Below are 21,974 nucleotides of genomic sequence, written 5' to 3' on the forward strand. Positions count from 1 at the left end.
TGATGATGGGCAAACAAATAGATGACTATATTTATAACTCGTCAAAGCCATTCGCTTCACTTGTCTTTGTATAGGCGCGTGACTTTTGTTCAAAAAAGTCTGTTTTGCCGAGGTCTACTTCTTGATAAGCGATAATCCAGCGCATTGGATTTGTCCGATACCCTTCAAATGGTGCCGAAAAGCCTAGCTGTTCGGCTCGTTTATTTGCCATGAATCTGATATAGCTTTCTAGCTCGTTCATTTGAATGCCATCTATTTTGTGGCCAATAATCGATTTTCCCCATTCAATTTCAAGTTCCGCTGCCTGTCGGAAAGCTTCTTGCCCATAAGCCCGCAGTTCTTCTGTATCATATTCTGGGTTTTCGTTCAGCACTTCTTTAAAAATCTTTTCAAACAGCCCAACATGAAGCTGTTCATCGCGATTAATATAATTGATCATCGTACTAGTGGCGATCATTTTTTGATTGCGGGCTAAGTTGTAGAAAAAGGCAAAGCCAGAATAGAAGAAAAGACCTTCTAATATCACATCATAAATGACGGATTTAAGAAAATTCTCAATGGTTGGTTCGTGAGAAAATGCTTCATATCCTTTTGTCACAAATTCATTACGTTCTTGAAGAATCGGTTCAGTGCGCCAAAAATCAAATACACGATCTTGTGTTTCCTTATCAGCTACGCTAGAAAGAACATAGCTGTAGGAATGATTATGGATCACTTCCTGCTGAGCAAGAATAATCATCAAAGCATGCAAGCTGGAATCCGTTAAATAGTCCGCTGCTCTGCCGGCATAATCAGTTTGAATGCTGTCAAGCAAAGCGAGCAAGCCAATAATCTTCAAAAATGCATTTCTTTCATCAGGCGTCAGTTCACTAAATTGCTGACGGTCTTTCGTCATGTTAATCTCAAACGGCGTCCAAAAGTTCGCTAGCATTCTCTTATACTTCGGATAAGCCCAGCTAAAACGCACGTCATCCCAGTTTAAAATGTTGGAGCTTCTTCCATTAATAATAGCGGTAGACCGATTGGGTGCACTGTGATCGATAATCTCCCTTTTCTTAAGCTTCATAACTATTCTCCTCCTTATGAATGACAGCTTTCACATTCTTCAATATCAGAAGCGGTAGACCGCACATAATAAGTCGTCTTTAATCCCGATTCCCATGCATCTAGGTGTAAGTCTAACAAGGCTTTCGCTTTAATATCGTTGCGCACATATAAATTAAAGGATACAGCCTGATCAATATGGCGCTGGCGCTTGGCATTTTGGCGAATGCTCCAATGCTGATCAATGAAATAAACGGTTTTGTAGTACCATGTCGTCTGAGCTGACAAGTCAGGCGCTGTCACAGGTATTTTGTAATTTTTCTTTTCTTCCATATATTCTTTACGGAAAATTGGATCAATTCCAGCTGTTGAACCCGCGATCAAAGCGGTGGATGAGTTTGGAGCGACCGCCAGCAAATAACCATTTCTCATACCAGATGTTTTGACTGTTTCCTTTAACTGCTGCCACTTTGCTCCATTATAATCACGTTGTTCAAAGTAGGCACCACTATCCCAATCTGATCCTGCAAAGACCGGATATGAACCTTTTTCTGCTGCAAGTTCCGCACTTGCTTGAATCGTTAAAAAGGCAATTTGCTCATACAATTCATCACAATAATGGACTGCTTCGTTTGATTCCCAGCTCAACCCCTTTAAGGCAAGCAAATGCTGCCAGCCAAATGTGCCAAGTCCAATTCCTCTGTATTTCTTGTTCGTCAGCTGCGCTTGTAAAACAGGAATATTGTTCATGTCGATAACGTTATCGAGCATTCTTACTTGGATGGGGATTAAGCGTTCAAGCACTTCATCCATCACGGCACGGGCTAAAGAAATGGACGAGAGGTTACAAACGACGTAATCACCAGGATCTTTTGTAACCACGATTTTTCCGTCTTCTGTTTTTTCTTCGATTACGACCGTCGGACTCATATTTTGACAGATTTCTGTGCAAAGATTGCTTGCGTAAACCATTCCGGTGTGCTTATTCGGATTCGCCCGGTTAACGGTGTCTCGGTAAAACATGTAAGGTGTGCCTGTTTCAAGCTGGGAAATCATAATGGCTTTCATAATCTCGATAGCCGGAACTGTTTTTTTACTTATGTGCGGATGAGCTACGCACTCTTTATATCTCGTTCTAAACGTTCCCTCTCCCCTTTTCTCATCAAATGAATCTTCAAGAGAGTAACCCATCACTTTTCTTACTTCATGAGGGTCAAATAAATGCCAATCTTCTCGTTTATCGACTGCTTCCATAAATAAGTCAGGAATAGTGACACCCGTGAATAAGTCGTGTGTTCTGCGGCGTTCGTCTCCATTATTCAACCGGGTTTCCAAAAATGAGAAAATATCTTTGTGCCAAATATCCAAATAAACAGCAATCGCTCCTTGACGCTGGCCGAGCTGATCGACGGATACGGCCGTATTATTCAGCTGTTTCATCCAAGGAATCACACCCGAGCTCACATTTTTAAATCCTTTAATGTCACTTCCCTGGCTGCGAATTTTCCCTAAATAAATCCCAAGTCCGCCGCCGTTCTTACTTAAATTAGCTGCATCCGTATTGGCATCAAAAATTCCTTGCAAGCTGTCATCCACTGTATCAATGAAGCAGCTTGACAGTTGGCCATATGATTTTCCCGCATTCGCAAGCGTTGGAGTAGCGGTTGTCATATATAAATTAGAAAGCGCCCAATAGGCTTCCTTCACATAGTGCAGCCGTGTTGATTTAGGTTCATTCATCATTAAGGTCATTGCAATAATGAGCCATCTTTCCTGCGGAAGCTCTGCTGGCTGCTTATCTAGTGTACGGGCTAAATATCTTTCACTTAATGTGACAATCCCAATGTATGTAAATAATTTGTCCTTCTCAGGATCAATCAGCTTACTTAGCTCTTCTATTTCGTCTTTTGTATAAGAAGTGTTTAAATGAGGATTGTATATTCCTTCTTCAATTAAGAGCTGGATGAGCCCCGAGAAATCTCCGTATCCAGCCAATTTCTCCCCGCGTGTTGTCGCTGCCTGCTTATATAGTTGTTTTAAATACAATCGGGCTGCGATAAATGTCCAATCTGGTTCCGTGCTCGTGATCCGCTCAACTGCTGAATGTAAAAGCAGCTGCCAAACTTGCTCATCTGTCCACTCTTCTCTCGTATCAAGTGTTCCCTTTATCTTATTTTCATAGCTTGCCAGTTCAATATGGGGAAATTCCCTTTGAATTTCAATAAATGCCTCTTCTGCTATGCTTTGTACGGTTTGAATCATCTCTATTCCTCCTAAACGATCAGTAGTTTAGAAAGAGATTTTTTTAGCAACAAAAAAACCATCTTTCTAGATGAAAGATGGGATGAGGGCGAAGAAATAATCTTTTCACAAAGTGAGACAGACCTGCCCTTGTACACAATAAAGAGCCTGTCTGAATAAAAGACATTGTCGTTTTCTCCGCGCTTTCTTCCCAACTCCCGAAGAAGAGTAAACGCTGTAAAAAGGCAGGTCTCCTGGCTTATGCTTCTTCCTTCCACATTCCTTCCCGTCTATTCGACAGTGGATTTATCTGCGGTCGTCCACACTTACAGTTGCGGGTACAGCTTCGGTATTTCACCGAATTCCCTATTAAGCTGCAATAGCACCTTTTTACTAAATATTGATTTAATTATAACATTACCACTAAATGTTGTGTCCGGATTAGTATAACAATGATCGTTACCGGAGGCAACCCCGAATGAACTTTTTACTTACTTCGGTCTTTACTCACTCTGTAGTTAAAATAATCAATTCATCCTGATCAGAAGGGTCAACAGCTTGTGGAATAACAGCGGTTGTTTTTAAAAAAGTTTTATTCTTATCATTTGTAGGCGGATGCCCGGGATCAATTTCAAGAGAAAAAGGAATGGTGATGTTTTCTCTCGGTTTAATATCTCGTTGGATGGGAATGACTATTTCTTTTAACTTCTTATCAATATAGGAAAAATCGCTATCTTCCCGTATCTTATCCATTTGGACATGCACTGAAACGATTAAAGTCTCGATCGGTTCTGGCGCCTGCCCGCCATTAATTAGAACCTTCCCTTCAATTTTGTCTCCTCTTTGATAGGTCATTTTTGGAAGAGCGGTATCGATCTCGACTCCACCAATGCCAATACTAGACAAAATATGTTTCCACATGAAATACCTCCTTTCTTTCTATCCAATTTAGTTTAATATTCCCCGATGTTTTCTTGTTAATCTTTTCTTTGCTGGTTGTTAACTGTATTTGAATTTTGCACATTTTGTTTTTGAAAAAAGCATGCTTTATACAAAGCACGCTTAAAATTCTCTATTAAAGAGAGGCTGAAACCATTTAATCCCCCTCTTATTAGCCGGCCATATTTTCATATCTGCCACTAGATGACTCATATACGCGATAGAAGCCGCTAAAAAGCTGCCTTCGAGCCCAACACTTTGCTGAAATTGCCACGCAATCCCTGCAAAACAAGCTGATCCAATTAACGAGTGAGTTAAAGAGCGGTGCGATAAAAAGGAAGAGACCATAATAAATGCACTTAGCAGCAGCAGCCAAAAGATACCCATGTACCAGGCGGCAATCGCCAGAGCAGCTCCTGTTATAAACAGCATCATCCGCTGCTTGATAAACAGCCGTGGTAATACTGTTAAGCCTATACCAACAGTAAAACCCGCCGATTGCACGAAACCATTCAGCTTTAGATAACTGTAGCCCATTAAAAGCAGCCCTGCAGTGGCAAAAAATAAAATTAACCATTTTTTCGATATCGTAATTCGATTGGACAGCTTGCCGTTTACATCAAGGTCAGGAGCAAGGCCAGCGATTGCCCCAATGCCAATTAAGCCTGCTGTAGTAAGTGGGTCTGTATGTAAATAAACAGCTGTGGCTAATCCGGAGGCTCCTCCAATAGCCAAATGAGCCGATCCTTTCATCTGTTACCATCCTTTTCTTTTTCCCCATTATAACAAACAGATGTTCTTTATTCTATAAAAAATAGCATTGATGAAACCATCAATGCTATTTTTGGATGCCTTATAATACATCAAGCTTTACAACAATAGCTAATAAAATTTGAAGCAATACTTGGATATTGACGGCTATGTCGGTGTCAATTGTCACAACTTCTACATTTTTTGAGCCTTGAACAACGATTCTTTGGTTGTTCCGCTGTGCTGTTGTAGTAAATTGCCTAATGTCTTGGACAATATTATTCCCCTGGTCTGTATCGCCAATAATGATTTTAATAACAGCAGCAATGGCAGCTTGAATCCCCAATTGCAAAGACACTGCTACTTGTGTATCGGTTGTAGTAATATCAACACCTTCGGAATCCCTTACGATAATCCATTCATAAGAAATCTGCTCAGTCGTTACAGACTGCTCCGCCTCTTGTGAGACCTCTGCCTCGTTATTACGATTGGACTCATCGCAATGATCTAATGCTCTCCACTTTTTTTCACGCATATTTTTCACCTCTCTTTCCTTTTTTGTTTTAATTTATAAAATATCTAATTTAGCTACTAGTGCCACTAACACTTGCAACAATGCTTGAATGTTTACAGCCAAGTCAGTATCGACCGTTCTGATGTTTACATCTTTTGAATTGTCTATGATCGTTCTTTGTCTATTGATTTGTTCAGAATTAAATTGCTGAATAATATCTTGTGCTACAACCCTGCCGCGTTCGTTATTGCCAACCGTAATGCTGATGACCAATGCAATGGCCAATTGTAAGCCTACTTGTAGAGAAACAGCTGCTTGAGTATCCGTTGTACGTACAGTAACGTTACAAGACTCGTTAATGAAAATTAACTCATCAGACTCTTGGTCGATAGTCGAGAATTCCATAGCGTCTTGTAAAATATCAGCTTCTCTAAAATTATTGCGGTTATTGTGATGTTTGTTCATATTTTCTTTTTGCTCGTGTTTACGCTTGTTACGAGAATTTGACATGATTTTCACTCTCCTTTTCATTGGATATGTAATATTATATTAGCCTGTCGATTTAACGGCTTGTAACAATCACCCATAGGTTGTACCCATTTTTTTCAAAAGAAAAAACGCCTGCTTAGAGGCGTTTAATGATGACCTTATTTCTCTTCTTTTTTTATAGAAAAAGATTGGTCCATAAATGTATCTACTTGATGAGACAAATCCTCGACTAATTCTTTCAATAACTGTTTTTGTTCCTTAGAGAGCTTCTTTTTTGCTTCTTCTATATTGATATCATTTTTTTGAAAGATGTCACTGACAAGCAAGTCAATGATTTTATTGGGGATTCCATTAGAATTTTGGGATGAATCACTCATACGTATCCCTCCTTTTTGTTGACGCTCTGTTCTTTTACTATATGCAACAGTCATCCAAAGAGGAACCTGTTCATTTTTCCACACAAAAAACCCTGTGTGGGGTCACAGGGTTACATGTTAGAGTGACGATCAATAATCTGAAGAAGCCAATCCTGTACACTTTCAATATACTCTCCAGAAATATCTAGTTCCGCCAGCACTGTTCCTTTGCCAATGATTTTCAATCCAGGTACGATAGCTGGTTTTTTTGGATTCATTGAATATACAACGGTATCTATATGATGAATTGGAACACGAATATTTGTGACCGGACCTTTGCTAACTAGAAATCCTTTATCTACTTTAATAATATTCTTTTTCCAACAATATTCGGTATCAGTAGCCGTGCATTCGGGAACTGCGTCCTCATTTATAAAGGGTGTCATGTATTATACCTCTTTTTCGCTGTGTGATAGATAATAACAACTATAACCTATCAGCTTTACGTTACTTTGTAAACAAAAATTTTCACCCGCAAATTGGTTTTACATAATTTAATTATGTTAATTGATTATAAGCCCTTGATGAAATTAAATTTCCTCATAAAAACGCAGCCCCATTATAATTGTGGGGCCTTGTCTTCTGCATTAGATCACTTCAGCTTTTCTATACCCATTTGACTTTTGCTCTTTTAACTCTCTAATAAATGCTCGGCCATTTCTTACTCTTAAAAGATAGGATACATTGGAACGAGTGAAGATGGCTACATTGTCCAGTCTTCCCGAAATTGACTCAAGATTAAACCAGAAATTCGGCTTTGCATTTTTTCCGATTCTCACCACGTCCACAATTTCTGTTAATGGAATATTGACTTGATTTAACGAATCATTTGTCATCAACATTCCTTGATCTATTTTATAGTTTGACGATTGTTTTTTACGCTGTAAATAAAGCCCAAAAAACAATGCACCTGTAAAAAGTAATAGTAGTTCCACCTGATAACACCTCCTCTTCCTCTCTATATGGTGCCCTTCAAACATCACTTTTCCCATTTCTATTACTGTACCCACTTTTCTTCTTTTTACCCGTGAGGTCATATATTCTTCGGAAGAAAAACTTTTTTCGAAAAGTTTAAAGAAGGCAAAAAAAGATAATATCAATAATAAGGTATGTATGTTTTGAATGATGGCAGTTTTAGGAGGAGAAACATGAAAAAACTAGACGAAGAAAAGCTATTAATTAGAGTGACCCAATTAGAAGAAATTGTTCTTGAATTGTCTGATCGAATCAGACAAATGAGCGAAGAACTTATTGAAATGAGAGAAGAAAAGATCCATTAAAAAATGAGCAGTCTGAAAACGGTTATTCACCAGCTTTTAGACTGCTCTTTTGTTTGTAAGAGAGAAAATCGATAAAATAAGCAATACCAAGGCCGGCTTTATTATGCAGACGCATGGGTATGAACCTCTTTCTGTAACTCCCACATGTGCAGAAGGCGGAAAATTGGGGGAAGAATGAGACAGACGGCTAAGATTCTAAGTACTTGCACCGCCACAACAAACGTAGAATCTGCATCCAATACAACAGCAGTCGTCGCCATTTCAGCAATTCCTCCTGGTGCAAAAGCAAGAGCCGCTGTTTTGAAGTCGATGCCCGTTAATACAGAAACAAGATACGCACAAATAAACATGACAGCGATTAATCCCACTGTACTCATCAATCCAACCATGATTGTTTGCTTTAATCCGGCAAACATCTTTTTATGAAAACGAGACCCAATCGATACTGCAATTAAAATTTGTGACAAAATAGTTAAGCTATGCGGCCAATAGGCTACCATATTATGACCAGCATACACTGAGCTCAACGACTGGACAATCGCTACAGTCGTCATGCTTCCAAGCAGCCAAGGGGCTGGGAATTTCAAATGTTCCCCTGCATAATACCCTCCCCACGCTGCCATCGCTAATACAGCTGTCCAAAGCAGCTGGAGCGGATCAAATCCACTTGAAGCATGTTGAATAGCTGGCTCAGCAGCTGGATGAATGGCCCAAAGTGATACGATAACCGGAATGGTTAAAACAACTAAAAACACGCGCATCGTTTGAATGATGCTCACAACGGCGGTGTTGGCTCCCACCTCTTCTGCCAAAGCCGGCATTGCTGATAATCCTCCTGGTGCTGTACCGAAAAAGCTTGTTAGCATATCTGAACGGCTAAACTTCCAAAGAACGAAACCAGAAAGCAAAGAAAAAAGAACAGATAAGATGAGCATTAAACTAATGACCATCCAGTGTGATTGGAAAGCAGTTAAAACAGATAAATTAATTTTTTGCCCAAGTTCAATCCCTAATATGAGCTGACCAATGGATAGCCAGCTTTTCGGTATCTTGTTCGCTCCTGAAAATTGAGGAAAAGCAAAAGAAATGCTTGCCGCTACTATCAGTGTCCCCAACATCCAGCCAATTGAAAGACCTATCCATGACAATAATAGACCTCCCATAGCACTTACTATGAGAACGATCCACTTATTTTCTTTCATTTAATCCTCTTCTTTCTTTTCTTATTCTCTATAACTAATTATAATAAGAAAAAAGAAATAAATAAAATATTGCTTTTTTATATTTAAACATAAAATAAAGTTATACCAGAAAGGAAAGTAAAGGATGGACGATCGGGATTGGCTTGTGTTACAGACGTTGTTTCATGAAAAAAACATAACAAAAGCAGCTAACAACCTGTATATTTCTCAACCCGCACTGACGAACCGTTTGAAGCAAATCGAAAAAGAATTCGGTGTTCAAATTGTTAATCGCGGAAGACGCGGCGTACAATTTACCCCTCAAGGAGAGTACCTGGCAAAATGCGCCGACGACATGCTGTTAAAACTGCAGCATATTAAAGAAAATGTTCTAAATATGGAAAATAAAATAACCGGTACACTCCGGCTTGGTGTTTCTACTTTTTTTACTGATTATAAACTTCCTGGGCTGCTCAAACTTTTTAAAGATGAGTACCCTAATATTGAATTTAAAGTAACAACCGGCTGGAGCAATGACATTATTCATTTAGCTTATAATCAAGATGTACACGTGGCCTTTATTAAAGGGGATTATAGCTGGAAAGGCGGCAAAAAGCTGTTATTTGAAGAACCCATTTATATTGCCTCAACAGAAAAAATAGCATTAAAGGATTTACCTGAACTGCCGCGGATTGACTACCATACTGACCAAAACTTGCGAACGGTCGTCGATAATTGGTGGGCTGAAAACTATACAAAACCTCCGCTTGTCAGCATCGACGTCGATAAAGCAGGCACAAGCAAAAATATGATGGCCAATGGCTTAGGTTATTCTATTTTACCCGGTATGCTTTTAAACGATTTAAAAGATATTTATAAAATAGCGCTTCGTACAAAAGATGGACAGCCGATTATTCGAAAAACATGGATGGTTTTTCACGAGGAATCGCTTCAGCTTAATATCGTTAGGGCATTTGTTGAATTTATTGAACGGATTGATTTAGAAAAAATCAAGTAGTTTTTCTCTCTATAGAGAAGGCTATCCTTTTTTGCTGCTTCAGGGAAAAAATATTTATAGGCTTTTCATCTGATTTTCATTAAATTTTCATTTTTCTCGTTTATGCTAATCGTACGCTTTATATCAAATGGTAGAGGTATAGACAATGAATCCAAAACAAAAAACAAGCAAAAATACTTCCTTTTTATCAATTCATGTTCCAAACCCGAAAGAACAAAGAACCATTGCCGTTAGTTTGCTTATAACTGCTTGTTTGTTGTTGATTGGACTTTTACTCATTTCTCTCAATCAACAACAGCTAATGTCGCAAGAACACAAACACTATAAGGAATTCTTAAAACAGCTGGGCTCTATTTCAAGAATTATATACTTTGCCGTTTTTGCTATCTATCCCGTTTTTCTTTTATTGAAATGGCAACGGTTAAAAACGATAACGTGGCGGGGCTTTCAATTAAAAAGCTTCCTCCAGCTTCTCGGAAAAGTTCTCAGGAAATGGCATGTCCCTCTTGCTCTAGTATCTACAGGTCTAATTTTACTTCACGGATATTTAGCTGTTATAAGGGGCTTTGAATGGGATTTCACCAATATTACGGGAATCCTGGCGATCGTTCTCTTAGGTTTTCTCTTATTTATGGGGTTGAAACGATTCAAGAGAAAAGATAAAAAATGGCATTTAAAGTTGGCAATTGGTTTTATTATTTTATTTATGATTCATGCGTCTTTTGGTTAAATTAGCCTGTTCTATACTCATAAACGACTAAAACTTACTTATAGAGAGCCCTAACGAGACAAACTAGATTTGGGAACGGCCGTTCATTTGATTCTGCCAAAGGATTATTGGACAAAAGATCCAATAGACAAAGATAACCTGTTGCTACTTTAAAATAAGGTTTGTTCGGACACCCCTCACCAATCAGTACTCTACGATAAATGGAAAGACTCCAATTTGAAAAAAGCTGATCAAATTGGAGTCTTTCTCAATAGATTTAAGTTTCTGTTTTATAGAAAAGTTTGATCATTTTCTACCTGTGACGCCCTACAATTGCGCCCGATTGTGGAATAACTTAATGTATGTTTTCAGTCTCAAAACCAATTTAGTCTTCTTTTACTAATGCACTCGTTAATTGCAAAAGACAGAGATAATAAAGTGGTTTAACGTATTCCGATCCCCTTCCAACCAATGAATCATAGCAAGGTGTTCAAGAGAAACCATAGCAGCTTCCGCTTAATTTTCACCTTTTGCTTCCTTTAGTTTATTTCCCGATCGAAACAGTTCCCCATATGCTGCACCTCCTAAGATCAACACAGCCCCGGCTATTTGCACAAGGCTTAACTTTTCTCCTAATATAGCAGCTGAAAAAATCAATGCTGAGAGAGGTTCCAAATACCCGAGAATGGACACCGACTGAACAGGCAGCTGACCTATGGAAGAAAAATAGAAGTAACAACCGATTCCCGTGTTTATAACGCCTAGTATCAGTATAGGGAGCAAATTCCCTTCCATCATATTAACCGAAAGCCCTTGCTTCAAGCCCATAAAAATGACAACCGTTATAAAGCTAATAACTAACTGGCACGTGGCATTTTCAAGCCCCGTTATGCTTACAGCCTTTTTATTGAAAACCACCATAATGACATACATGATTGCCGATAATATTCCAAAAATCAACCCCAAGGAGATTCTTCCCTGGGTAAAAGCTTGTCCGTTTACACAAAGCATTCCAATTATCACTGCAAAAAATCCAAGTAGTTTAGCGCTTGTCATCTTTTCCTTAAAGATAAGTGGTGAAAGAATCATAACGATTACAGGGCCGCAATAATAAGCAAGAGTGGCAATACTTACGCCGATTTGTGTGTAAGCCTCAAATAAAAATATCCAGCTTGCCCCCATCGCCACGCTGGATATTACTAAATACAGAAAGTGGGATTTATTTTTCCAGAACTGTGCTTTCTGCTTAGACAGCGCAAATACGAAAATCAGAAATATGCTGCCAATCAAAGTCCGTAAATAAACAATTTCGTAACTGTTCAATAAAATGTAACTTGCAACCACTCCATTGGAGCCAAATAGGAGCAGTGCGACCACATATTTGAAATATGCACTTTTCATTCTTAATCACCATACTTCTACTAAAATCTATATTTGAATAACAGTCGGCTTGTACTTTTTAGAAGGCAGAAATTTATCTATAACCTCCATTGTTTTCACTTTCATATATCCCGTTGTCATCCCATCGCTACATCCATAACACTCTTCTAGAAGCGCATCTTTATCAAAAAATAACTTGTGCGAGATTTTCCTTGCCTTTTAAAATGCCAAATACAGTAGCAGCCCCAACTTTAACGCCCAAAATATTTTCCATCTGTTCTAAAGAAGCAAAGGAAACTAATGAAATATTGAATTCATGGCTGAAATCCTTGAATTTGAATAGCTTATCTGCGGTAGTTACAAAGGAAAAGCTTTTTTACCATTTTCATATTCAATTTTTATTGATTTCACTACAATCCTCCATTGAAATTGCTTTATCAGTATCTACACGTTCAAATGAAGTTTCTAACTTTTTTAATGATACGTAGACCATTTCTTGTAAAGATGAATTTATAACTGTCAGGTACTTTTTGCATAAAATCACTCACATAAAACATCGTTAAATACTCATCCCTTTCAAACTTGATTTTACAATAGCAATAGCATAGCATACTCATATGTATTACAGAATCAAATGTTTCTCATGTCATCTATGACAAAATCGGATGTAAGGGAGATAGAGTTATGAATATCCAAAAATATATGGCGTTTGTGAAAGCAGTAGAATATGGGAGCTTTACAAGAGCGGCTGAAGCATTAAACTATACACAGTCTGGCATCAGCCGTATGATTAAAGATTTAGAATTGGAATGGGGGATGTCCCTTTTGGAAAGAGGGCGTGCCGGTATTAGTTTAACATCTGACGGCTTACAATTACTGCCCCAGTTACGGCGAATCTGTAATGAACATGAAATTTTAATGAGGCAGGTCGAGGACTTACACGATATGCAATCTGGGATCATCCGTATCGGAACATTTTCAAGTGTGGCAACTCACTGGCTGCCTAATATGATTAAATTCTTTAAAAAGGATTATCCCAATATTGATTTTGAATTGCTTTTAGGTGATTATACAGAAATTGAAAACTGGATTATCGAAGGACGTGTCGACTTTGGGTTTTTACGGCTGCCGACAAAAGCTGAACTTGAAACGATCTTTTTAGAGCAGGACCGTTTGCTGGTAGTCATACCTCGAGATCATCCACTTGCTGATTGCGATAAATTTCCAATCAGCGAATTATTGCACAGTCCCTTTATGCTATTGGAAAAGGGGGCAAAAGCAGAAATATCCGAAATTTTTGAAAAGCATCAAATTTCACCGTTAGTTCATTTTACTACATGGGATGACTATGCCATTATGTCTATGGTGGAAAACGGGTTAGGAATCAGTATATTGCCAGAGCTGATTTTACACCGTATTCCTTACCAAGTTATAGCGAAAGAACTTGAAGTGCCTGCTTTTCGAAATATTGGCCTTGCTATGAGAGAGCAAAGATTGCTTTCACTTGCGGCTAAGAGTTTTTTGGAATATTTACCCTTTAGAAAAAGAGAGTGAAAAATCCTCTGTTACAGGCCAATTGTTAAAAAGCAAGCCTTGCTATTGAAAAAACTTTTCCATTTATAAACTTATTAAATGATAGTACTTATTATTTTGACCTTTTCTATACTATAAAAATAACGAATTTCTATATGGAGGATTTTTGATTAAATCTTATTATAAACGATATGCTTTTTTTAAATGATCGAACTTTGTTTCAACTCTCCGTTTGTGTTTCTTGCAGCCATTCCTTCGTTTTACTGACTTAAAAAGAGAATGCCTGTTATCTATAGGCATTCTCTTCTCCCATTTACTTCTTATATATAATTTTTCCGCCTACGATCGTCATTTCAATGTCAGTGGTCAAAAGCTCATCCGGATCTTCCAGCGCTAAAATATTATTCGAATAAACCGTCATATCCGCTAACTTTCCTGGTGAAAGAGTTCCTTTTTTGTGCTCCTCATTCGTGGCATAAGCACCGCCGATTGTAAATGTCTTTAGGGCATCAAGCATAGAGATTTTTTCTTTTTTATTCCAGCCATCGTGTGATTGTGAAGGCGCTCTCCGAGTAACCGCTGCATGAATACCTAATAATGGATCAACTGGCTCAACTGGTGCATCTGATCCTCCGGCACATAACACTCCAGCAGCAAGCAGGGATTTCCACGCATACAAATGTTGTATTCTCTCTTCCCCAAGTCTTTCCTGAACCCATGGAAAATCTCCCACTATAAATCTCGGTTGAATGTCAACAACTAGATTTGGCTTCGCGAGACGCTCGATTACATCTTCCCGAAGCAGGGATACGTGGATAATCCGATCACGATGCTGTACTCTTGGAAATTGCTCAAGGATTTGCAGAACGTTTTCCACCGCCTGGTCGCCAATTGTATGGACAGCGATTGGCATCGAGTGCTCTCTTGCATCTTTCACCATTTGGTAAAGCTCTTCCTGACTATGCTGCGCTTCCCCAAATTGACCCGGTGCGTCATGGTAAGCTTCCGACAGTAAAGCGGTTCTCTTTCCAAATGCTCCATCTGCAAAGATTTTGATGGCTCCGATTTGCAGCTTATCATTCCCATATCCCGCATGCATTCCTCTTTCCTTTAAGCGGTTAAGAAACGGATAATCAATTAAAAGATTGCATCGCAGGCCTTTTTGTTTTTCGTTTAGTAATTCATCATACAGTTGATACGTTTGATCAAAACCGCCCAAATAGATTGGATCATTCGTATGAACGCTTGTTATGCCTCTTTTCATGACATGATCCATTGCTTGTTCTAAGCCGAACTTTAATTCATCATATGTATGCTCTGGGATATGCTCTGTAATCAGTTTAGAAGCTGACTCAAGCAACACGCCCGTTGGCTTTTTCGTTATCTCATCAAGAACAATGCTTCCGCCTGTCGGTACGGATATCGAAGGATGGTAGTGACACACTTCAAGCGCTTTACTGTTAACGAGAAACGCATGATGACAGATCCGCTTTAGGAAAACTGGACAATGCGGCGCGACCTGATCCAATTCTTTAATCGTCGGAATGGTTCCGTCAGTAAACAGATTTTCGTCCCACCCCATTCCTAACAGCCATTTGCCCGGTGGTGTTGCATTCGCTCTTTCTCTTATTCTGTCTAGCATCTCTTGCTTGGATGTTACACCAATTAAGTTTAAATCCAAATATTGAAAAGCAATACCTGAGAGATGAAGGTGACTGTCGATCAAACCAGGGGTGACCATCTTTCCTTGTAAATCAATAATTTCGGTGTCGTTCTCTCCCCATTTTTGAATCATCTCTCGATGTGATCCAACCTCTGTAATGATTCCATTCTCCACGACAACTGTTTCCACTAACGGTTGAGCCGCATCAAGCGTATAAACCACTCCGTTAGTGTAGATTGTTTTTTGCATCCTGTTTCCCCCTATAGTATCCCGTAGAATTTAAATTGTTGCAGATACAAATTTCCTACTCGTTCTACTACCAATTTGGTCCCTAGTCTGTCATTATTTTATCAAAAACACCATTATTAGGAATAAAGTAATTAAAAATTTTGTCTGCTCGGTGAAAAACAAACCCTTTTAGATGTTCAGATCGATGAGTGGATCTTTAAAAATAAAGCATGTATTCAATCTGAACCTAAGTAAGAACAGAGTTAGATCTCTTATTATACACTCGGCAAAAAACTGACTAAATATTCAAAATAAAAATTCTGCAAGAAGAGAGAACTTTATGTCCTCTCTTCTTGCAGAAAAACACCTCGTTTAATTGTTTACTGCAGCCTCTTTTTGATACACGCAGTTTCCATCCATATACGTTTCCACTACTTGCACTTCATCAATGTTCTCTGGATTGATCTCAAGTATATCCTGGTCAAGCACAATGAAATCGGCATGGTATCCCGGTTTTAACTGGCCAACCTGCGGAATACGGGTGAGCTGCTGAGCGGCCCGCGTATAAAGCTCAATAGCCGTAGCGACATCGATTCGTTCATCCTGTCCTGTATCTGTTCCTTCATAAGCCTTACGTGTAACGGCGGATTTGAGTCCGAGGAATGGATTGACCGGATCAGCCCATGCTGTTCCTGGTGCGTCTGAAGAAAAGGCCACTTCTATTCCCATTTCCAGCATGGTTTTAATTGGGTACGTTTCTTTTGTCCGTTCCGCTCCCAGATTTTTCAAATAGCTTTCGATTTCTGCATAGAGGAAGACAGGCTGCGTAACAATGCCAATTCTCGCTTCCGCCATGCGTTTCATCGCTTGTTGAGTAGGCAAAGTCACGTGCTCAATTCTGACAGACGGTGCATCTTCTAACCAGCCTTCTTTATCGTAGAACGTATCGACGATTAAATCGATTGCCTGCTCTCCCATCGCATGAATCACTAATTGAATCCCGTATTTCTTAGCAGCCTCACCCGCTGCTAATAATTCTTCTTTTGACGTTGTCGGAATGCCATAGTTTTCTCCTTCTCCCAGAAACGGCGGGTTTACCCAAGCTGTTTGACCGGAAATGCTTCCATCGGAGAATAGTTTAATCCCTCCAATGTGGACAGGGTTATTTCGATTTATCCGCTCTTTGTCCTCAATCGGCTGCATGCGCAAGTCTTCCCACATATAGTAAAGGACTGTTCGCTGCTTAAGACCCTTTTCCTGTCCTTTTTTATACATTTCCAAATAATCAACCGGCGCTGTTCTTGACATTAAGTCTGTGATGGCCGTAATGCCGTGGGCAAACAATTTCGGACTTAGCTCCGCTAGGGCAGCTGCATCTTCTTCCATTGTTTGAACAGGCATCAGTTTAAATACTATTTCTCTCGCATTTTCCCGTAAAACTCCTGTTGGTTCACCGTTTTCATCTTTATCAATTTGTCCGCCTGGAGGATTTGGTGTATCCTTTGTAATGCCAGCCATTTCTAATACTTTGCTATTTACTGTAGCAATGTGAACACATGAACGGCTGGCGATGACAGGAACGTCTGGAGCTGCTTCGTCTAGATCCCACCGCGTCGGCATCCGGCCTTCTGCTAATTTCCCTTCATCGTATCCCCAGCATTCAATCCATTGGCCTTCTTTTAAACTTTTACGTCTCTCACGAATTTGTTCAATCAATTCGGCAATAGAATGTACATTCGGAGGAAGAGCCGCAATTTGTTTAGAATACATTGCTAAATGCCAGGGGTGAAGATGGGCATCAATGAAACCAGGAAGCACTCGTCGGCCTTGAAGATCAATGACATTTCCTTTGCATTGTTCAATCTCTTCTCCGTTTCCGATCCATGTAATCTTTCCATCCTGTACTTTCATAGCGCTTGCATATGGCTGATTGGGATTAGATGTGAAGATCTTGCCATTTATAAAAGTCGTTTCATATTGGTTATTCATGCTTATCATGTTCCTTCCTACAATAAAATTCTAAGATGCGTTCTCTTGGCGATTGGATAGCTTTCCTCTGCCAGCTGATTCATTCATTTGTTTTTAGTCATGAAGTTATCCGCTTTCATTCAATCGTTTTATTGTTTGGCATTTTGCTTAGGACAGCCAAAATTGAAAGCGTAAAAAAGACTCATCATTATTTTTATCATGCAATTTTCGTGCCAAAAAATAAAAATCTCCCTCATGAATCGTATTAAACGCCCTATTTACCCGCAAGGATAAAGCCAGATATTATTTTTCAAACTGGCTGGCAAGAAAAAAGTTCATTAAAAAAGCAAAAAAAGAGGGAAAAATTTATCCCTCTTTCGTAAAAACTTTTTTACCGCAGTCTATATTTGTCCATCTTATATTTTAAAGATTGTTTGGAAAGCCCTAATCTTCTTGCCGCTTGAGCAATAACACCATTTGTTTGTTCTAATTCATTTTCAATAATCTTTTTTTCATAGTCTTCCACAGCTTCCCGTAAAGAGCTGATCATACTGTTCATGACAGGATTTACAGGAGCAGCCATCTGATACTCCCTAATTCTTCTCGGTATATCTTCAATCGTAATACGATGGTCACTTGCATGATTAAAAGCAGTTTCTACCGCGTTTTTTAATTCTCTAATATTCCCCGGCCAATTATATGCTTTAAAGCAATCAATCACTTCCTGATCGACTTCATCGATAAAAATGTTCATGTTATTGTTATAAAACTCAATATAATGCTGGAGCAATACTTCGATATCCTCCTGCCGTTCCTTTAAGCTGGGCAGATCAAGTTGTACGACTCCCAGCCGATAATACAAATCTTCCCGCATCCTTTTTTCAGAAAGCAGTAAATCAGGATCTTCGTTCGTAGCAGAAATGACTCTAATATCTAACCTGATATTTTTTTTGCCGCCGATCCTTCTAATCGACTTTTCCTCTATTGCTTTTAAAAGCTTTACTTGAAGGCTAAGCTCTAAAGAATTGATTTCATCTAAAAACAGGGTGCCTCCCTCGGCCTGTTCAAACAAACCGGGTTTGTCTTCGGATCCCGTAAAACTCCCTTTCGTTGTGCCAAACAACGTGCTTTCTAGCAGATTAGCCGGGACTGCTCCGCAATTTAGAGAAACGAAGGAGTGGCTGTACCGGTCACTTAAATTGTGAATTGCCTGGGCGATGACTTCTTTTCCTGTCCCTGTTCTCCCATGAATTAAAACTGTCGAGTCGGTTTTGGAAATTTTTTCAATTTTTTGTTTGATCGCGGTCATTTTAGGATTTGCTGTAATGATGTCATCAATCGTATAAATGGTGTCATTTTTACGATACACTTTATGACGCGCGTATTTATCAAGATGCTGAATGTTTTTCTTATCAAAAAAGTGCTTTGAAAACTCAACAGCCCCGATAATTTGATCCCCTTCTTTAATCGGATAAGTCGAGTTAACTGATACGAACGCATTCCCTTTGTTTGTTGTCATCTCTTGCTTAACGTTGCAAAGCGGCACTCCGCTTCTCAGTACAGTCATCAATGTGCTATTTTCATTTGTTAAATCTTTATAGAAAGAAGTGATATGTTTTCCTAAAAAGTTTTCAGGTCTTAGATCAAGCTCTTTTAATATATTTAAATCGGCCAAGTCATAGAAAATGACCATTCCGTTCGCATCGACAATTAATACGTTGTCAAAATCAGATAAGCCTTTAAAGCTTTCTACATCGATCTTCACCTTTTTTCCTCCTATCTAGTTAGTGTAAAAGTGTCTATGTATGAGCAGATCGGCTGCTCGAGTATCCGCTTAAAGAGGAACATGCTTTTATTGTACCATTTCATTTTTTAAAATTAGTTCCTATTATATTGGGTTATTGATTTTTTTGCAGACTCATCAACATGCGTCTTTCCTAGTGCACAAACCGAAAGCGAACCAGCTTTTGGTTCATGAATGGAATTCAAAAGCAGCAAAGTAAAGTATTTCTCCACAAGCTATTGAGACTTTTCACTTATACTGCCTATTCCTCTTGGTCAAATAGAATGGCTATCTAAAAACAATATCATAATTTTTACGCTTTGATAATAAACAAAGAATGCTTTGTCATGGTCAGCAAACGCATAAATCTTGTAAAAGTCCTATCCACCGTACAAGAAAATAACCATTCAATACTAGTATCAATGACTTTATATTAGGACCAGGCCACTTTCTTTTGTAGCTGGACAGTCCTGATCTTTTTAACACAAAAATCCCCTAGCTACTTGCTGTTAATGATTCACACCTAGTAGCCAGAGGTCTTATTCGCTTTATCTATTTCCTGCTTGTACATGCTTTAATTGATCACAATATATTTTGGATTGCTGTTGCAGCTCCTCGAACTCAGCACTTAATCTTTTCGAAGAAGCTGGCGGGCTAAAAAGGTATCCCTGCACTTGATGACAGTGCTCTTCCCAAAGAAATTCAAGCTGGTCAAATTGTTCCACCCCTTCAGCTATAACGGTTAGTTCTAGATGTTTGGCAATCGAGATAATCATCGCAATCAAGGCAGCGTCATGTTTATTTGTCCGGACATGACGAACGAATGAACGATCGATTTTTACACAGTCAATCGGTAAGTCTTTCAAGTAATACAAGGAGGAATAGCCGGTTCCAAAATCATCTATGGCAATGCGTACACCTAACTGCTTTAATTCCGCTAAAATATCAGTTGCATAACTAACATTCATCGTCATGCTTTCTGTAATTTCTAATTCTAAATAGCGCGGCGGCAGATCTGCTTTTTTCAAGCTGTCTTCTACTAAATCAACGAGATTCCGCTGGAAAAACTGCCGGGTAGATAGATTTACAGCGACGCTTAAGTCAGAGAAGCCTTGATTATGCCAGTGTTTCAGCTGCTTACAAGCCGTTTTAAGCACCCATTCTCCAATTGGCACGATGAGTCCAGTTTCTTCAGCAATCGGTATAAATTCCCCTGGGGATACCCATCCTCTCTCCGGATGCTTCCAACGAATTAATGCCTCTAGCGAAACAATACGTCCTTCATGCAAATTCACCTGTGGCTGATAGTAAAGGTACAGCTCTCCCTTATCAAGTGCTTTATGTAAATCATGCTCTAATACTAATCGGTCCATCAGCTGCTCGTCCATATCATCATGATAAAACGCATAACGGCTGAACTCATTTTGTGCTTCAAACTTAGCAACCTGCGCATGCTTTAAAAGTTCATCTACATTTTTCCCATGTTCCGGATATAAGGCAATTCCCATATTCAAGGTAATATTCAGCTGTAAATGCTGGATTCGAAAAGGCTCTGCCATCAACTTTTGGAGCTTTCGACAAATAGTTGCTGCTTCCTCTTTATCTTTTATCGACTTGAAAAAAAGTGTGAATTCCTTCCCTCTCATCTTTCCAAGAAATCCATTATGAAAATCGGCCTCCTGCAATCGGGCCGCAACAGATTGCAAAATTAAATCGCTAAAGGAATGGCCGAGCGACTCATTCATCGCATCAAAGCGGTCAATTTCAATAATAAGAATGGCTGTCTTCTCTTGCGGCTCCCGTTTTAGCAATTCGGCCAGCTTCTCTTTAAAATAACGAAAGTTCGGTAATTTCGTCAATTCATCATGATAAGCCATGTAATGAAGAGACTCCTCGGATTTCCTTAATCGTTGTTCCGCCTGTTTTAACAGTTGAAACGGTTCTTCTACCGCTGTATAGTACAACGCTCTTAACAAAAAATAAAAACCTAGCAGCTGAAATAAATGGCCGATAAAATTAGCAATATCGTATACACTTTTATAAGAAGTGAACATCGAATCACCAATCATTAAGTAAAGAGAAGCAACGATCATCATAAAATTGCGATTTTTTGCCTCTTTAAAATTCTTAATTAAAAAAACAATACAGAGACATTGCAGCACAATGGCCGTATATTGCAGGCTGTTCTTTATCACTGTAGTGCCTGTCCCTTCTACCACTAATTCAGGCAGGAGCTTGGCGGGATGATAAATAATAGCCGTCCAACTCAAGAAATAAATGAAAGCAAAACTATAGGCCAGCCACCGATACTTTGAGTTTACTTGCTTTTCCGTCGATATAATAATTAAAAATAGTCCTAAAGCTTGCGTCAGCCGTGAAACCATATAAAACCAAGTAGCTGTATAAGGCGTGCTTTCTATTAAAAAGAATGGCATTCCTTTATAAGTGATCGTATGAAGGACTTCCAGCAAACTAATGGAAAAGAAGAGCGCTCCCAGCCACAATCGCTGATTCGACATAATGTGTGGAAAGACCATCCATGCCTGAATAGCGATTGTAAAGGAGGAGGCAATGATAAAAATTTCAAAAATTAAATGAAGCGTGATATAGTTCTGCTCTTTAAAAACAGCAAATAATGGTTCGCGAAAAAACAAGACAGGAATTAAGAACAAAAGGGGCATAATGACTCCCCCTCTATTTACTTTCCAAAATCCATTTTTCGTTGCTAGTTGACTCAAAGACAAACGCTCCTCTCCTCTATCCTGAGGTATACACCTTTAGATTTCTTTATACGTTTGGCTAGCATGCGAACCTTATAAGCCATCACAGATAATTCAC

General features: G+C 39.0%; 19 protein-coding genes and 1 riboswitch. Of the genes, 4 read left to right on the forward strand and 15 right to left on the reverse strand.

The features are described 5' to 3' along the window. Positions 1-31: 31 nt before the first annotated feature. The 9 genes from AC623_RS10090 to AC623_RS10130 form a co-directional block, all read right to left on the reverse strand. On the reverse strand, positions 32-1,066 hold the full coding sequence (locus tag AC623_RS10090) for a ribonucleotide-diphosphate reductase subunit beta (RefSeq protein WP_049662311.1): 1,035 nt from the start codon (positions 1,064-1,066) through the stop codon (positions 32-34). Positions 1,067-1,080: 14 nt separating this feature from the next. Further along, entirely contained in the window at positions 1,081-3,306 is a 2,226-nt protein-coding gene (locus AC623_RS10095) for a ribonucleoside-diphosphate reductase subunit alpha (protein WP_049662312.1), read from the reverse strand. Positions 3,307-3,512: 206 nt separating this feature from the next. Continuing rightward, a riboswitch (cobalamin riboswitch) is annotated at positions 3,513-3,690 on the reverse strand. Positions 3,691-3,792: 102 nt separating this feature from the next. After that, complete coding sequence (locus AC623_RS10100; protein ID WP_049662313.1) at positions 3,793-4,206, reverse strand: sporulation protein; 414 nt, start codon at positions 4,204-4,206, stop codon at positions 3,793-3,795. A gap of 141 nt (positions 4,207-4,347) precedes the next feature. Then, entirely contained in the window at positions 4,348-4,977 is a 630-nt protein-coding gene (locus AC623_RS10105) for a metal-dependent hydrolase (RefSeq protein ID WP_049662314.1), read from the reverse strand. Positions 4,978-5,077: 100 nt separating this feature from the next. Continuing rightward, positions 5,078-5,509, reverse strand: a complete 432-nt coding sequence (locus AC623_RS10110) for a spore coat protein (RefSeq protein ID WP_049662315.1) — start codon at positions 5,507-5,509, stop codon at positions 5,078-5,080. Positions 5,510-5,542: 33 nt separating this feature from the next. Then, on the reverse strand, positions 5,543-5,998 hold the full coding sequence (locus AC623_RS10115) for a spore coat protein (protein WP_231603458.1): 456 nt from the start codon (positions 5,996-5,998) through the stop codon (positions 5,543-5,545). 137 nt (positions 5,999-6,135) lie between these two features. Beyond that, positions 6,136-6,354, reverse strand: a complete 219-nt coding sequence (locus AC623_RS10120; protein WP_049662316.1) for a hypothetical protein — start codon at positions 6,352-6,354, stop codon at positions 6,136-6,138. Between the two features lie 110 nt (positions 6,355-6,464). Beyond that, a complete protein-coding gene (locus AC623_RS10125; protein WP_049662317.1) occupies positions 6,465-6,779 on the reverse strand; it encodes a hypothetical protein in 315 nt (104 codons plus the stop codon). A gap of 201 nt (positions 6,780-6,980) precedes the next feature. Continuing rightward, positions 6,981-7,328, reverse strand: a complete 348-nt coding sequence (locus AC623_RS10130; protein WP_049662318.1) for a hypothetical protein — start codon at positions 7,326-7,328, stop codon at positions 6,981-6,983. A 213-nt stretch (positions 7,329-7,541) separates the two neighbouring features. Between AC623_RS10130 and AC623_RS22110 the strand changes: the two genes are divergently transcribed. Then, on the forward strand, positions 7,542-7,673 hold the full coding sequence (locus AC623_RS22110) for a hypothetical protein (protein WP_269429911.1): 132 nt from the start codon (positions 7,542-7,544) through the stop codon (positions 7,671-7,673). Between the two features lie 101 nt (positions 7,674-7,774). Here AC623_RS22110 and AC623_RS10135 read toward each other — a convergent pair whose 3' ends face one another. Then, positions 7,775-8,875, reverse strand: coding sequence for an AbrB family transcriptional regulator (locus tag AC623_RS10135; protein ID WP_049662319.1), 1,101 nt, complete (start codon positions 8,873-8,875; stop codon positions 7,775-7,777). A gap of 124 nt (positions 8,876-8,999) precedes the next feature. Here AC623_RS10135 and AC623_RS10140 point away from each other — a divergent pair, with 124 nt between their 5' ends. Both AC623_RS10140 and AC623_RS10145 read left to right on the forward strand, forming a co-directional pair. Continuing rightward, the gene (locus AC623_RS10140; protein WP_049662320.1) at positions 9,000-9,872 is read left to right on the forward strand and encodes a LysR family transcriptional regulator; all 873 of its coding nucleotides are present in this window, start codon (positions 9,000-9,002) and stop codon (positions 9,870-9,872) included. Positions 9,873-10,017: 145 nt separating this feature from the next. Further along, entirely contained in the window at positions 10,018-10,602 is a 585-nt protein-coding gene (locus tag AC623_RS10145; protein WP_049662321.1) for a hypothetical protein, read from the forward strand. A gap of 495 nt (positions 10,603-11,097) precedes the next feature. Here AC623_RS10145 and AC623_RS10150 read toward each other — a convergent pair whose 3' ends face one another. Further along, the gene (locus AC623_RS10150) at positions 11,098-11,982 is read right to left on the reverse strand and encodes a DMT family transporter (protein WP_049662322.1); all 885 of its coding nucleotides are present in this window, start codon (positions 11,980-11,982) and stop codon (positions 11,098-11,100) included. 663 nt (positions 11,983-12,645) lie between these two features. On the opposite strand from AC623_RS10150, the gene AC623_RS10160 reads away from it, so the two are divergent. Then, a complete protein-coding gene (locus AC623_RS10160) occupies positions 12,646-13,515 on the forward strand; it encodes a LysR family transcriptional regulator (protein ID WP_049662324.1) in 870 nt (289 codons plus the stop codon). A gap of 292 nt (positions 13,516-13,807) precedes the next feature. Here AC623_RS10160 and AC623_RS10165 read toward each other — a convergent pair whose 3' ends face one another. The 4 genes from AC623_RS10165 to AC623_RS10180 form a co-directional block, all read right to left on the reverse strand. Next, entirely contained in the window at positions 13,808-15,406 is a 1,599-nt protein-coding gene (locus AC623_RS10165; protein ID WP_049662325.1) for an amidohydrolase, read from the reverse strand. A 351-nt stretch (positions 15,407-15,757) separates the two neighbouring features. After that, entirely contained in the window at positions 15,758-17,374 is a 1,617-nt protein-coding gene (locus tag AC623_RS10170) for an amidohydrolase (protein ID WP_049666493.1), read from the reverse strand. 370 nt (positions 17,375-17,744) lie between these two features. Then, a complete protein-coding gene (locus tag AC623_RS10175) occupies positions 17,745-19,118 on the reverse strand; it encodes a sigma-54 interaction domain-containing protein (RefSeq protein WP_049662326.1) in 1,374 nt (457 codons plus the stop codon). Positions 19,119-19,684: 566 nt separating this feature from the next. Next, entirely contained in the window at positions 19,685-21,874 is a 2,190-nt protein-coding gene (locus AC623_RS10180; RefSeq protein ID WP_231603460.1) for a bifunctional diguanylate cyclase/phosphodiesterase, read from the reverse strand. Positions 21,875-21,974 lie beyond the last annotated feature (100 nt).

This window comes from Bacillus sp. FJAT-27231 (assembly GCF_001183975.1).
Lineage (GTDB): Bacteria > Bacillota > Bacilli > Bacillales > Domibacillaceae > Pseudobacillus > Pseudobacillus wudalianchiensis.

Coding starts and splice junctions, on each gene's coding strand:
- AC623_RS10090 (WP_049662311.1), bottom strand. CDS start 1,066: ATGAAGCTTAAGAAAAGGGAGATTATCGATCACAGTGCACCCAATCGG.
- AC623_RS10095 (WP_049662312.1), bottom strand. CDS start 3,306: ATGATTCAAACCGTACAAAGCATAGCAGAAGAGGCATTTATTGAAATT.
- AC623_RS10100 (WP_049662313.1), bottom strand. CDS start 4,206: ATGTGGAAACATATTTTGTCTAGTATTGGCATTGGTGGAGTCGAGATC.
- AC623_RS10105 (WP_049662314.1), bottom strand. CDS start 4,977: ATGAAAGGATCGGCTCATTTGGCTATTGGAGGAGCCTCCGGATTAGCC.
- AC623_RS10110 (WP_049662315.1), bottom strand. CDS start 5,509: ATGCGTGAAAAAAAGTGGAGAGCATTAGATCATTGCGATGAGTCCAAT.
- AC623_RS10115 (WP_231603458.1), bottom strand. CDS start 5,998: ATGTCAAATTCTCGTAACAAGCGTAAACACGAGCAAAAAGAAAATATG.
- AC623_RS10120 (WP_049662316.1), bottom strand. CDS start 6,354: ATGAGTGATTCATCCCAAAATTCTAATGGAATCCCCAATAAAATCATT.
- AC623_RS10125 (WP_049662317.1), bottom strand. CDS start 6,779: ATGACACCCTTTATAAATGAGGACGCAGTTCCCGAATGCACGGCTACT.
- AC623_RS22110 (WP_269429911.1), top strand. CDS start 7,542: ATGAAAAAACTAGACGAAGAAAAGCTATTAATTAGAGTGACCCAATTA.
- AC623_RS10135 (WP_049662319.1), bottom strand. CDS start 8,875: ATGAAAGAAAATAAGTGGATCGTTCTCATAGTAAGTGCTATGGGAGGT.
- AC623_RS10140 (WP_049662320.1), top strand. CDS start 9,000: ATGGACGATCGGGATTGGCTTGTGTTACAGACGTTGTTTCATGAAAAA.
- AC623_RS10145 (WP_049662321.1), top strand. CDS start 10,018: ATGAATCCAAAACAAAAAACAAGCAAAAATACTTCCTTTTTATCAATT.
- AC623_RS10150 (WP_049662322.1), bottom strand. CDS start 11,982: ATGAAAAGTGCATATTTCAAATATGTGGTCGCACTGCTCCTATTTGGC.
- AC623_RS10160 (WP_049662324.1), top strand. CDS start 12,646: ATGAATATCCAAAAATATATGGCGTTTGTGAAAGCAGTAGAATATGGG.
- AC623_RS10165 (WP_049662325.1), bottom strand. CDS start 15,406: ATGCAAAAAACAATCTACACTAACGGAGTGGTTTATACGCTTGATGCG.
- AC623_RS10170 (WP_049666493.1), bottom strand. CDS start 17,374: ATGAATAACCAATATGAAACGACTTTTATAAATGGCAAGATCTTCACA.